Raw genomic sequence first — 14565 nt, 5'->3', positions numbered from 1 at the left:
GAAAAACATCGAACACCGAACAATTGAACTTTGAATGCAGAAGTGTGGAAGAGCAGCCCCCCGCTCAGTTGAAGGAAGAACCACCCCGCCTAATCCGGCACAATGCCTTCTGCGCCAACTCGCTGCGTTGAACTCCACACCTTCATTCCATGAACCCGCAGGTACGTCCCATTGACAAGACTGTAGCGGACGGGCTGGTTTCCTTCCCGGTGAAGGAGCAGCACCGAGGCATCAGTCTCTATCTCCCCGTCCCCTGTGAGGCCCGATGAAACATAGAGATCGTCTGTTCCCTCGGGCGACGTGATGCGGAAGTGTGTCTCCGATATTGCGGAATACTCGACAGCAGCACGCTGATTGCGGTATGGATAGAGAAGAATATTGTACCGCATCGTGCTGGCGGCTTTCGACATCTGATCGAATGCAATCCAATTGATTTGCTCGGTCTTTCCCGGCGTGAAGTCGCGCGTGCTGGCGGCCATCGAAGTACCGACGCGTGGAGTTTCCCCGCCTGTAAGCGGATAGACAAGCAAACCAGGCTGACCGGCGCAGTAATACTCCCGACCGTCACGGACCGGGATTGCCGGTGTGTGGAAGTACCACGAAAGTGTATCTCCTCCCTTCCGGCACCTGGCCTCGTCAAGAACCACCCAATAGCGATGGTTCACAAAAAGGATCTGGCGCCGGAGATGCACTCCAAGTGTTTCGTATCCGCGGTGTTCGCCTGAGAAATACTCAAGCAGCGGGTTTGCACTCCACGTGATGTTTTCCCCTTCGATCCCCTCGCGGTCCATATTCCTGTCGTTGACCGTTACCATATTGTGCGCCCGGGAGGACTTATACCATGGAATATAGAGAGGGTCATCATATGTCAGTCCAATGCCGGCGTCCACAGCAAAGGCTTTTCCGTACGCGTAGATCTCAACATCGAGCATATCGCTATGTGTATGAGCGCCGTTCCATTTTCCGTAATTGATGTTCATATAGAGCGCATCGCGCGTCCAGTCACTTCTCATGACGGTGAAGCCCGAGGCAGGCATATGACGCGACGCAAACGGAGGGAGTGTGCTTGCCGCTGCATTGGAGGCGATGCCGAAAAGATTATTCAGGACACCATAGACATACGGCTTATTATAAAACTCCGCTCCATCCTGAAGAATAAAGGCCGGAAAAAGCCCTCGATGGCTGTCGTTGATCGCCGGAATCTCCCCTGTTGGAGCCAGCATGGTAATCCACCAGTCGATCGTGTTTCCCATTCGCTGGCGGATTTCCCGCTCGAGGTCCTTCCGATTGCGATAGACTGAGAGCAAATAGTAAAGGTTGCGATACGAAAGATATGTTGCTTGCGTGTAGTTCCTCGGCGCCCGTTCCGAGTGACCGCCGTCGACAAAAAAATCCTGTCGCAAATGCTCTTCAAGCCTCTGCAGCCCGAGCTTCAGCCACTCCTGCGATTCCTTGAATTCAGAAAACACCATACCGAGCTGAGCGAGCATGTAGCTCCCGTGGATCTGCCAGTTTCCGGGGCGATATCCCTCCCATTGTTCGAGCTGATAGAGCCACCGGCCTGCGGCAAGAATCGTCTTCAACATCCGTTCGTGGGTACGCGTCGACCGCTGCGCATATGGCAGAAAATAGTACTCGATGAACATCCTGTTCCTGACACCCAGTCCCAGCTCGTAGTACACGACGTCGAGTTCGGGAAAACCCCGCGTGATGTCGTTCCGCTGCTCATACCATTGATGGAACAGTTCATCAAACTTGGCGAGATAAAGCTGATCGCCGGTATTCAGATGAGCGAGTATCAGAGCCTTCGACCAGCCCCAGTAGTGAAAACCGTACTTCCCTGATTGTCCTACCTCTCTGTTGAAATCCACCTTTGGCCCGAACTCGACAACAACGTCCCCCCATGGCCGGAAAATGTTCTTGAGAATGAGCGATGCTCGGACCAGAACTGTATCGCTCTCGTCCCTATGGCGCGATGCATAAGCCCGGACATCTTCATAACCCATCAACATTTCTGTATCGGTGAGCAGGTGGTAGGTTTGGGTTGCGTACTTCGGCTGCTGTTTGGAGTCCCAGTATGATCCCCAGGCGCGGAAGGCCCCGGCGTAGTCCTTCTGCCGTACCGAAGCATCAACGTCCCCCAACGCCGGCTGATCCAGCCGCAACGCGTTGAAAAGGCCGGCGTCATCGATGATCTGAATCTGGTGTTTGACGTATTCCGGGCTGCTGAGCAGAGAGTGTTCCGAGAATTTGAGCTGCGCGGGAAGAGGGTCCGATGCAAGAATGAACACAAAAAGAACTGCAAATGAGTGCGAGGTTCTCATGAGGATGGAAATCCCCGAAGTGAAGGAGTGATGTCAGGAATTTGCTGCAACCGGGGAGAGGCGCGTGGATGTCTTACGGGAGATCGAGTTCGAGTCCCTCGCGGGCGCCGATACATTCGGTCGTCCCGTTATAGTGTTTCGTGATCTGGCCCGCCTCTTTGACCATGGTATCCACAAACGCATCGTCGTGGAGCGGATCGTGATGAAAGAGAGCGAACTTCTTCACGTTGGCCTGGACGGCAAACCGCGCAACCGATTCCAACGGGGAATGTCCCCACCCACGTTTCTCTTCGTACTCATCGGATGTGTACTGAGCCTCGCCGATCAGAAGGTCTGCGTCAGAAAGAAAATCCACGAACTTCTCGTCAAGGTAGGTCGGGAAGTCCAACGCGGTCGCTGGATTCTGGGTATGCTTGAACAGCGTTCCCTGATACGGCTCGTTGTCGGTTGCGTACACCACGCTCGATTTCCCGTCCGAAACCCGGTACGCGAGGCAGAGTGCAGGATGATTCAGGTAGAAGTGCCGCACAGAGAGTTCATCGATGGTAAAATCTTCACGCAATTCGTGGACGTGAAGGTCTGCGCTCATCGCCCCAAGTTCAACAGGGAAGTAATCGGAGTCCATCTGAATTGTGAGAATCTTGTCGAGCGACTTGTCGCGCCCCGGGGGGCCGTAGAGGTGGATGGTATTTTTCTTTTCGTACGCAGGAAGGAAGAAAGGAAACCCCTGGATGTGATCCCAGTGCGTGTGGCTGATGAAGACGTGCACGGTCAACGGTTTGGACGCGAACTCCTTGATGAGTTGGTTGCCGAGCTCCCGCATGCCTGTGCCGGCATCGAACACGAGGACGTGGGACCCTGCACGCAATTCAACGCACGAGGTATTTCCGCCATACCGCATCGTCGAAGAACCGGGTGTTGCAATGGAACCGCGGGTTCCCCAGAAACGGACCTTCATCATTTCGAGTTCTTGCGTTTGTTCACGTGGTCACTGGCAGTCTTCAGCAGGTCGTTGAGCTCGAATGGCTTGACGACATATGCGTCAGCCCCCAATTCAGCAGCTTTGTCCATGTCTGGCTGATACGATTTCGCAGACATGATGATGATGGCTGTTTTCGAGAACCGGTCATCGTTGCGCAGCATCTGGCAGACTTCGAAACCGAGGAGTTTGGGCATGACAAGATCGAGGAGGATGAGATCGGGCAATTCGGCTCCGGCAATCTTGACGGCATCCTCGCCGTTGTCTGCCTGAAAAACGGTGTACCCATTCCGCTCGAAGCCCATCACGACCATCTTGCGGAAGAAATCCTCATCATCGACGATTAGAGCCTTTTGATTCACTGGATAATCCGCTCCCGAAATTGCAGAACACCACAATGTCTTCTCCGGGAAGACATGTTTTTGAGCTTCTGCCAACTTGACGGAGAAACTTATCAATTACTTTGGCGAAAGGCAATACGCAGGCGTGATTTATGTCATTCTTAACAGTGGGAACTCGTGAAATGATGCGGAGATCGCCGTGATCGGAACCAAAGAAGCGGCACTTTCAGAGTTATCTGACTCCCCTTCTCGTTGGTGTGCGGGATTATCCAATACTGAATCATGAAGCGGATTGCTGTTTCGTCGGGGTGACAGGATTCGAACCTGCGACCCCCTGCGCCCAAGGCAGGTGCGCTAACCGGACTGCGCTACACCCCGAACAAGTTCAAAGGTAATGTACGGAAGGATGTGTTGTGGTGCAAGCTGCTTTGCGGTGAGAGAGTAACAGGAACGGCGTGATGTGCCGCCCGGGCGTTTATCGACGACAATCAACGAAGAGCCGCAAGGAGCGGCCGCGCATGTCACGACCGCTCTGCTGTTCTACTTCATCAACGTCATTCGCCTGGATTGAGTGAGCTCTCCTGCCCGAAGACGATAGGTGTAAACGCCGCTTGGAGATGATGTGGCATCCCAGCGCACGGTATGGACACCTGGCAGAGCAATTCCATCGACCAAAACAGCGACGCGTCTACCAAGCATATCAAAGACTTCCATCAACACAGAACTTCGGTCCCCCACCGCGTAGCTAATGTATGTTGCCGGGTTGAAGGGATTAGGATAATTCTGATAGAGGATGAATGAACCGGGGATCACAGGATTCTGGTCTTCGACGAAGACTGCTGTTGAGGCAACGAGCGAACTCAGGATGCAGAGCCCGTTTGTCGTGTACGTTGGCGTGCCCTGCGAGAACTGTACCGTCGCATCGAAGATCTTACCCCCTTTCGAATCCCATACCTTGAACGTGAGAGCCTCACCCTCAGAGAAGCCGTCTTTTATAGACGTCTGGCTGTCATCCCCCCAAGCCGTGATCGCCGCATTCTGTCTCATCCACACCGCATAACCCCCGCAGATCAATGAATCGTTTCTCTTGTAGAATACTCCTACAGCATCCCCCATCCGGAAGGCTTGTGACCCGATCTTCGGGTCAATCGATGTATTGATTGCAATAGTACAATTCTTGCCAGTGTTGCTTCCATAACTCCATGAGGAGGGAACGGACATACCTGTAACTGTTACTGTTGACCGGGCCGTGTCTGCCAGTGCTCCGTCGCTCACCATGATTACGATCGGGTGGACACCAATCTGGTCGGACGTCGGCTTCCAACTGAAAACCCCCAAGGGAGTGAGGGTTGCTCCGCTCGGAGGGTTGACCAGATTGAATCTCAACGTATCACCGTTCGGATCTGTCGCCATGAAAGTGAATGTCAGCGTCTGGTTCTGCACTACCGTTGTGTCCTGCAGCTTCGATACAAATGTCGGTTTCACATTCAACATCTTCACTGCCACCTTTGCTTGTGTTGTATCCGCCAGCAAACCGTCGCTCACAACCGCCACGATAGAATATGCCCCCAGTTGTGTCGTTGTCGGTTTCCAGCTGAAGACCCCTGCCGTCGTTATCGTCGCCCCCGGGGGCGGGTTGACCAGGCTGTATCTCAGCGTATCGTTGTTCGCATCGCTGGCGGTGTAGGCGAAGCTGAGTGTCTGATTCTGCACAACCGATGTATCCCGCATTTTCAATACAAATGTAGGCTTCACATTCAGCATCTTCACCGTCACCGTCGCCAGTGCGGTATCTGTCAGCGATCCGTCACTCACAACCGCAATGATTGAATAACCTCCAAGTTGCGATGTCGTCGGCTTCCAGTTGAAGACACCAAGGGTTGTGATGGAGGCACCGACAGGGGGATTGACGAGGCTGAACGTCACGGCATCGTTGTTTGGATCCGTGGCGGTGTAGGTGAAACTGAGCGTCTGATTCTGTGCCACTGTAACGTTTCCCAACTTGGACACAAACGAGGGCTTACCATTGAGAACTGTTTCCAACTGGTAAAACATGTACACCGCGTTTGTGGAGAATGTGGAATTCTGAGGGGGGCCCGCCGCATACGGGTCCTTCCATGCGGCCGAGGTTTTGTATTCAACACCCGCTCTCGAATCCCATATCTTGAAGATGATATTTTCCCCTTCCGCAAAACCGTCTTTCATCGTCGTTTGATCATCATCTCCCCACATTGTGATAACCACACTTTCGGCTTGCGGGTTAATCGTGCTCTGAGCCTGCCATGTGCCATAGCCGCCACAAATGAGAGAATCGTTGCGCTGGAAAAATGCGCCCACGGCGTCGCCGCTTCTGAATGCCCGCGTCCCGATAGTGGGACGCATACCATTGTAGGCGGCGATGGTGCAGGTCCGTCCTGTCTTCGACCGAAATGCCCAGCTTGCCGGGGGTGCAAGGACGGTGTCCGTGATCAGCGTAAAACTCCAGATCGTCGAATCCTTCAGGCCCCCCGGATCAGTCGCAATGCATATCACATTCTCAGCATCTCCCGCAGTTCCACTGAACATACGTGAGAAGGTTGAATCCAGACCCGATTTTTCGGTGAGCCCGTTGACACGCCATGTGTACGCAAGTGCGTCACCATTTTGATCGCTCGCGCTCACACCAAACGTCACACTCTTGTTCATGATCGATTGAGCAATGACAGCAGGCGTTCGCGAGATGATCGTTGGCTTCAGATTCACTTTTGTGACGGTGATCGTGGCTCGCGCCGTATCGGTCCATCTTCCATCGCTCACCACAGCCGTAATTAGAAATGACCCCCATTGCTTGTACGATGGCGTCCACGTGAACATACCGGTCTTGGTGAGTGAAGAGCCCGAAGGTGCATTGACCAGAGAATATACGAGAGTATCGTTGTTGGAATCTGAAGCGCGGTACGTGAACGTGAAGTTTTGATTTGCCACGATGCTCGTATCGCGCAGCTTGAGGGTGAACTGAGGCTTGTGTTGCGGCATCGCTGAAGTCAACTGTATCGAAGTTGTCGGGCTGGCGACCCAGCCATCCTTGAACCCCTTCGCTTTGATCGTCCCGCCTGCATAGGCATTGAGGGAAATGGGGACATAATAGACGTCAGAAAGTGCTGTCGGCTCGCTCCCGTCCGTCGAATACCGGATCGTCACATCGGGTGACGAGCAGAACATCTTGATGCTCAATGGGGTCTGATTCGAAAAACTCGATGGAGCAATAACAGGTGCAGGGACCATGCTTCCCGGGGGACCATAGGTCCAGAGTGAGCCTGCCGCGTCATCGGAAAACACAGACCTGCTGCGGAGAGTGGTTGACACTGAATCAGCACCGCCTCCCATCGTTTTTGCGTCATCATTGATCCCGTCTCCGACACGACCATACAAGTCTCCGAGGACAATGAAATGACCGAACTCATGGAGTGCGATAGCTTGCACATCGACCGTTGATGTTCCGTTGCCGTTCGTGGTCCACGACATCTTTGAAGAAAACGTCATGTCGGTTTCAAGGATGTCTGCTCCGCGATGCCAGATCAGGACGCTTGCAGTGGCCCCGGGAAGGGGCTCACCCCACAACACTTCGTTGACACCATTGAAAGACGACGCAGTCGAGGTATGAGTCCCTCCATACTTAAGAGTCATGGCCGACCCCAACTTGTTCCATGTTGCGGCAGCGCTGTTGACCGCTGCAATGAGTCCGGTTGAATCAGGCGCATTCGGGTTGACAAAGTACTTGACGACCGGCTGGAGCCCCGGCCATCTCATCTGGCGGTACGAAAAGGAGACGAGGAAATTGAAGTCGTTGCTCTTCACTCCGTTCCCATTCGTCACGACCAGTGGACCGCTGCAAATCATTCCCTCACCCGGGACCACGCACACAATCTGGGTATCACTCCAGGCCGTGATCTCTCCCAGCGTGCCCCCCGTGGTGACATCATAGAATGTGACATTGCCGGATGACTGCGCAGTGAGGAAGTTCTTTCCTTTGATCGTCACTAGCGTCGAGGTCCCTGACGATGCCTTCGGAGGAGTGATCGATGAAATCACCGGCGCAGCATCCTGAAGTCCGGATTGGCGGGGAGTGCTGTTCATGGGGAGGGTGGATAACAATACTTTCTGCTCGAGCACTTCACGCAATGAAGCGTGAAGGGCAGGTGTTCGGATGATTTCTTCGACTGCTTGCGTGAGGGCATCGATCGAGACTACCATATTCTCGCAGTACGCGACCCCGTGACCGAACTCGATCTTCCCAAATTCTCCACTGACGAGGGCATTTCCCCCTTGCTGGAGAAGGACCATGCATTGCTCCCCCTCCTTGAACGTGGGGGACGGGATCGCTTCTTCGGTGATGTCTCCCACCGTGCCGCCGATAACGGTGAGCACGATATCCTGCCCGGATGTTTCCCCTTTGAGTGTGGACATCACGCGAAGTCCGACGTGGGTATAAATGTGTTTGCCGCGAGCATCTTCGATCCATTCGGATTGAAGTTTCCCAACACTTGCCGTGACGATGACCCCGGCATTCTGAATCGCCTCCTTGTAGGAAGAAATCCACTGCTGGGCGTGCAGCGAGGACATGAGGCTGAGAAAGAACGCACATGTCAAACTGAAGCGTTTCAGGATGGAAGTCGAGGTGTGGTTGTTACGCATAGGCTGCCTTCGTATTTCCTGTTCACAGGATCGATTGCGCCCCATGAAACGAATGAGGGGGTCGTTCAAAACATGACGATGCAGAACTGTTCACAACAGGGAACTCCCTGTTGCTCGCGAGTCCTGCGACAATGTTCACTTCAGCAGGAGCATTTTGCGGATTGCGATGTTGTTCCCTGCCCGGAGTTGATAGAAATAGATGCCGCTGGACATCGCCGATGCATCCCACCGTTCCGTGTAAATGCCGGGTTGGCGGCTCTCCTGCACCAGCGTGGCGACTTCTTTGCCAAGTACATCGAATATCTTGAGGGAGACGCTGGACGCCACAGGAAGCGCGAACGTGATGCTCGTCGATGGATTGAAGGGGTTCGGATAATTTTGCCCGAGCTCGAAATTCTGCGGGAGAGCGGTTTCTTCCCCCGCGATCGTCATAATCAGTGCCGCGTCCTTGCTGTACCTGAGCGCTCGTTGTTCCTGCGTGCCAAGGCCATCCACAACAGTCTGAACCTGAGGAATTCGTTCAGAGCCACGGGCCACGGACCAACATACCAGTGTGAGCGGCTCCTCGGCGATTGCGCCATCGATATTCTCTGTCGTTGGATCGTCTCCCCAGATCGTCACGAGCGCACTGCCATTGGAGACCCGGCCGCTGCCAGCGATGAGGCCAGACCTCGTTCTGACCGCGATCTCATCCCCCTCGCGCAGTTCGTCGCCGCGAACAACGAGAAGAGCATTTGAACCTGTGCTGGTTGAAGGTGGAGTGTAATGGATTGTGTTTCCGTTTGCGGCAAGCGAAGTGGTACCTCTTTTTGAGACTTGATCCGCCGGTGCCGGCCAGGCATTCTGAGAATAGGTGAACGTGACATCAGACCGCACATTGATCCAATACCCTTGGCCGGGCTTCGCTGTAAATAGAGTATTGAATCCCATACCCGCCCAGTAGACTTCTCCCGCATTATCCTTGACCACGACGCCTGCGTCTTGAAGAATGCCAAAAACAGAGTCTGCGCGCATCGGGCTATTACGTAAATAGCTGATCATGCTCCATCCTTTTGTGAGAGGGATCGGAGTCGACTGGGGGGCGACTTCTGGACCGGTCATGACAATCGTATCCGGTGCGTTCATGAAGAGCTGATACCCTGAACGATAATTCCACTTGCCGATTGTATTGATCCCCAACGCGGGCCAATATACCTGGCCGGCACCGTTCTTCATGACCAGTGGTTTCGTGTGAAGGTGAACCATCACTGAATCAATAGTTGAGTCCTTTGGCATGACATAGCTCGAGATCATGTTCCAGCCCGGGGGAAGCGCAACGCGATGGGTAACGGCTCCGCCACCTGCACTTATCGGCAGCTGCCGCCGAAAGGCACCGTTTGTTCGTGTTCCGGCATAGAGTACCTGGTTTTGAGAATCCAGATCCATCGACGTGATGTCCAGACCACGGATACCTTCGCTGAAATCGTTCCAGGTCGCTCCACCATCTGTGGACCGCACAATCACGCCCGTGTGGCATCCCGCATACATCAAGTCCGGGTTGGATTTGTCATTGACGATGCAGGTAAGTGATGTCAAACTCCGCACCATCGACCAGGTCTCCCCGGCATCCGTTGACCGACATATCTCGCCTGCACTCCCTGCGATGATGCGGTTCGGATGGGCTTTGTCGCTCACCAAAGCAACGACCCAACTGGTTGGCTGCGGATAGTTCGCGTCCATTGCTTTCCAGTGAGCCCCTTTGTCCGTGGTTTTCATTATTCGAACGTGTTGAGGAAAGAATTGAAGACCGCCAACGTAGATTATACTGTCGTTTACAGGGTCGGGCAACACTGCGTTCGCCACGCTGAGTGAATCCAGGATCGTCGATTGCTGCCAAGTGCGGCCATCATCGGAACTCCACCTTAATGCCATTCGCTTGACCGGCTCCGATTGAAAGACTCCTGCGCCTGCCAGGTACAGCGAACGAGTACAATTGATGTCGAAGCTTGCGATGGTTCGGTCAATTTCGTGCCACATGTATCCACCATCCGTGCTCTTCGTGACAACGTTCGCCCCCCCATTGTCGGATTGCAGGGTGTAGATCGTTGGCGATGTCCCTCCCGTGACTGCAATGTGATCTATGTTGTCAGCGGTGAGAAAATTTGGCAGTCGTTCCCACGTGAGCCCACCTTTACCGACTGGGGCTGTCGCGTTTGCTGTGCGCAATATGCCCGTACCAAACTTGGAGAGATACACAACCTGCGGATTATCCGGCACACATCGTATGGCTCTGATCTCAGCACTGTACAACCCTCCGTTCCCTGGATACCAATTCTGTCCAGCATTCTCCGATTTGAAGCACCCTTCGGCCGTTGCAGCGTAGAGCTTGTAGCCCTTCGCCGGGTGTATTATGATTTTTGAAACACTGCTCCCAAGTGCAACTGTACCGAGCACCGTCCAGGTTGAACCACCATCGGTGCTCCGTGTCACTCGCTCGCGATAATTATAGGCGTACACCACGGAAGAATTTGTAGGATCGAGCCCGATATCCCTCGCCGGTCTGCTCAACCAGCCTGCAACCTTCGGGTTCCATGATATCCCCCGATCGGTGCTCACAAACGTTACAGCATCCGTGGCCACATAGATCGTGGAAGGAGTTTGTGGATGGCACCGTACGTCGTACACCGTCGTCCCCTGGAACATGAGGAGGCTTGACCATGTGACACCATTGTTGGTTGTTTTGAGGAGCACTGGTTCGGCCGATCCGTCGCCATGGGACAGAGTCCCCCCCACGTAGACGATGTTCGAGTCCGAGGGGTCCACGGTAACAGCGTAGATAATTGTTTCTCCAATGAGCGAATTCGGATATCTTCGAAAGCTCCAGGCCTTGCCCCCGTCCGTGGATCTTGCGATGAACGGTTGCCTCCCCAATGTTGCGTCCAACTCGTTGACACCATAGCCAGCGATGGTGATCGCGCCTGATGCATCCACTCGCATTCGAGCAGGTGTATATGACCATCCAAACTCGCCGCGGAATTTGTGCCGCTCCCATGACTTGCCGCCATCTGTGCTTCTGGCGAAGAAGCAACAGTTGGTGTCCATGGAACGATCCTTGGGCCAAGCCCACACTGGCCCAGTTGGAAATCCCACAATTTCATTGGTGTCGCGTGGGTTATACACTAGAGATGCAAAGGCACAGTACCATCCGTCCGGGGTTTTGACCTCTGAGAACCATGTCCAAGTGGATCCATCGTCAGTAGATTTGTAGATCTGTGAAGGACCTGCGTTTGTTGCTGCCAACAGTGTACCGGTCTCGGGGAACCGTATCAGATCCGCCAGGCCAGCACCCGCCGGCCCGATCGGTTCCCAACCGGACGTAGACGAGGTTTGCCCGAGCGACGGCATGGCAACGAACAAGAAGAGAAGCGTGAAATGATGGACAGCTCTCGTTATTGCTTTCATACTTCCTGCCTTTCGAGAAGAAATGCGCGCATCCACTCCTACTGCGACAAAGGGGACGAAGGACTTCTGCCCAGTACCGCACGCAAAAACAGATAGAACATTGAATTAATAGGCGATGCGAATGGCAACACCCGGTCAAGATCTTGTTCGATTCCCGAACTCGAGGCAACGCATGAACAGGCCTCTGCACTGAGACACGCGTTCGTCTCGTCGAGGTCGATGACGTCGTCGGGCTTGAATCAATTATTGTTGTCCGCTTGTGATGAAGACCTGTCACTGATGGAATGCATGCGGAACAGCGCATCACATCGTCAGGGGACAGCTGCCGACAAGTGGACTATCGAATGTTCATCCTGGAAATTCCCTGTCTCAGAACCGGCTAGGCGGCCGGAGCACGGTGCACGATTGGATTGGAAAAAGTAAAAAACCCCGATGTCATTCGCAAGCGAGATTGCCTGGGACGTCACTCTTTTCCTGTTCGCCTCGCGAAGCGATACCGGCAGTTGGGGACCTCCAACGGAGCAGCCAGCCGAGGATCACCGTAGTCGACCGCATAGAAAAAAAAGGCGGCTGCATCGAGGGATGACAATCGGTGAGCCAGCCTTGAGTGAATCGCTACCCGCGCTAATTACTCAGAAACATCCTTCATAGATGGCAACCACTTCCTCGTGTGACAGCTTCTACTGATCCACCTTGAACAAGCGAGAATGACAAACCCTCCTTCGAAGGTGTCGTTGAGACGGATTCCGGGGATCAAGTGAAGAGAACAACGTGAAGAAAAACCATGAGGACAGGACTTCGCCGGCGACGGTCACCTTGAGCATGCCGGAGGCAGCCCGTAAGACCCATCAGGATTCATCGGATAATGGATAGCAATGCAGAAGGGTGAGGATTCTTGTGCACGCGACGCATCGTACATAGGAACGCCCGGGCAGGCGAGCGGCCCCAATGCCGACTCTCCCACCCAGACGTTGACTGCATGCAATTCAAAAGTTCAGGTAATACACCCAATAAGCAACGGGCACAAGGATCCCCGCCGCGACAAACCAGATCCCCCGCCCCAGGATCCCGTTGCGCCCCTTCAGAACAAACATCCCCGTGATCGCGATCAGGATCAACGACAACGCAAAGAAGTCAGAGATAAACGTCCAGACTCCCTTGGGGGCATTCAGATGAAGTTGATTCAACTCAAAGAGCACCGGACGGGGATGAACCTTGTCGACGAGGACCTGGCCGGTTGGAAGATCTACGGAGTACGTCTTCCCCTCTAAAAAAATCTGAAGGGTCTCGGCATCGGGCCTAAACGAGTTTCGCACTTCACGTTTGTCGATCGCAAGCTTCGTCAGCGTTTCTGCAAGAATTTCATCGCTCGCGGTTTTCGATGTCGGCTCGATCACGAGTAGTTGCTGCTCGCGCTCATAGTTCGGATTCCAGTCCGCCCTGTGATTGACCGCGATACCCGAGATGCTGTAGACCAGGGTCATTCCAACGAGAAAATATCCGACATCCCGGTGAAGAACGTTGTTCCAGCGTCTCCAGTTCATCGAACGATCGCACCCTCACCGTTGATCCGGATGACGGTTTTTGGACCCTTGACCGACTTGGGGTCGAATTCTTTCCCCTGTTCTTTCGCTGTCTCTTTCCCCTGTTCGATCAACTGCTCAACGGTGTAGACCTTCGCCGAGACAATCCCCTGCGCAAGTGCAGATTTCCCTTTCACATCCATCGGAAAGGTGATGACCCCGTCTTCGACTTTGAAGGTCATCGATTCGAATTCCTTGTCGCTCCCGATCTTGATCCAGCACCCTTTCATCTGGCATACATCGACAATTGCGCCTTCAACAAGGACCTTCTTGCCGTCGAATTTCTCTGGATTGGCCATGATGTCGGAGATTTTGGTTTTCTCTTTCAGTGTGATCTTCTTTCCAAATTTCTTCTCGCCTGCAAATCCAATAGTAAGGAGACACAGACTCAGGAGCAGTACTGACCAGATGTTTCTCATATGATTTTGCCTGTTTGTGAAGGTGAGGAATCGGTGAAATGGACGAACAATATCAGAAAATATCGAAGATTCCGCAAGAGCGTCTCCGGCGAAGAATGAACTCGATCGAAAGTGCCGCAATGCCGCTCCTGACGGAGCTCGATCGAGTCTCATGTCATGGTTAGTTACATCTCGCCCCTACGGGGCTGGCAGCCGGACATGTCAGGGTCCGAACCTGAGAGTTTGGTGAAGAACGACGGGGGGTCATCTGTTGATCGATGAAATTCCGCTCCTGACGGAGCTCGATCAAATGGCATGACATGGTCAACAACATTTCGCCCCTACGGGCCTGTAGGCTTGAAGGTGAGAGTCTTACGATCAAGGCCCACGGGCGCGCTCCGCAACGAGCGTTGCGGGCATGACCAAGCTTTGGCAAGCCTTTGCAGGCTCCGAAGGGGCGAGACCTGAGTGTTGTCTCGCGGTCAATGGCATTTCGCCACCACGGAGATAGAGGCCCGGTGCAGCACTCCGTTAGGAGTGCAATATCAATAACCAAATCTCTCCAATTCTCATTGAGCGCCGTAGGTGCGAAACTCTTTGACAGTACAAAACAAGAAAGGCCACTCAAGTGAGCGGCCCTTCGCATTTCAGTCAACTGCCCCCACTGTCTCGTCTCACGTCTTCTGTATCGTCCGGCCAGAAGTTGACAGAGTTGATTTAGTGTTCACGCTGCAAAGCGCATTTCAGGTGTCATCATTGCAAGACTCAAGTGTGGACGCTCGGTGTTGTAGATTCCGACTGCTTCCAAGACAGCTTCTCTCGCCT

7 protein-coding genes and 1 tRNA gene are annotated in these 14565 nt (G+C 53.8%); all 8 read right to left on the bottom strand.

The annotated features are described in order from the left end of the window. Window positions 1-89: 89 nt before the first annotated feature. A complete protein-coding gene (locus tag NTU47_01980; protein ID MCX6132557.1) occupies window positions 90-2324 on the bottom strand; it encodes an alginate lyase family protein in 2235 nt (744 codons plus the stop codon). A 73-nt stretch (window positions 2325-2397) separates the two neighbouring features. Continuing rightward, window positions 2398-3285, bottom strand: a complete 888-nt coding sequence (locus tag NTU47_01975) for an MBL fold metallo-hydrolase (GenBank protein ID MCX6132556.1) — start codon at window positions 3283-3285, stop codon at window positions 2398-2400. After that, a complete protein-coding gene (locus NTU47_01970; GenBank protein ID MCX6132555.1) occupies window positions 3282-3665 on the bottom strand; it encodes a response regulator in 384 nt (127 codons plus the stop codon). The genes NTU47_01975 and NTU47_01970 overlap by 4 nt, the downstream gene beginning before the upstream one ends. Before the next feature lie 282 nt (window positions 3666-3947). Then, window positions 3948-4022: transfer RNA gene (locus tag NTU47_01965), tRNA-Pro, on the bottom strand. Window positions 4023-4184: 162 nt separating this feature from the next. Beyond that, entirely contained in the window at window positions 4185-8318 is a 4134-nt protein-coding gene (locus NTU47_01960; protein ID MCX6132554.1) for an Ig-like domain-containing protein, read from the bottom strand. A gap of 135 nt (window positions 8319-8453) precedes the next feature. Further along, entirely contained in the window at window positions 8454-11759 is a 3306-nt protein-coding gene (locus NTU47_01955) for a T9SS type A sorting domain-containing protein (protein MCX6132553.1), read from the bottom strand. Between the two features lie 986 nt (window positions 11760-12745). Further along, the gene (locus tag NTU47_01950; protein MCX6132552.1) at window positions 12746-13303 is read right to left on the bottom strand and encodes a PepSY-associated TM helix domain-containing protein; all 558 of its coding nucleotides are present in this window, start codon (window positions 13301-13303) and stop codon (window positions 12746-12748) included. Next, window positions 13300-13761 carry a DUF4920 domain-containing protein gene (locus NTU47_01945; protein ID MCX6132551.1) on the bottom strand — a complete coding sequence of 154 codons (462 nt, stop codon included), beginning with the start codon at window positions 13759-13761 and terminating at the stop codon, window positions 13300-13302. Before NTU47_01945 ends, NTU47_01950 begins: the two co-directional genes overlap by 4 nt. Window positions 13762-14565 lie beyond the last annotated feature (804 nt).

This window comes from Ignavibacteriales bacterium (assembly GCA_026390595.1).
In the GTDB taxonomy this organism is placed as follows: domain Bacteria; phylum Bacteroidota; class Ignavibacteria; order UBA10030; family UBA10030; genus UBA9647.
Note: the sequence above shows the minus strand (reverse complement) of the source record. Positions and strands in the feature narration are given on the sequence as shown.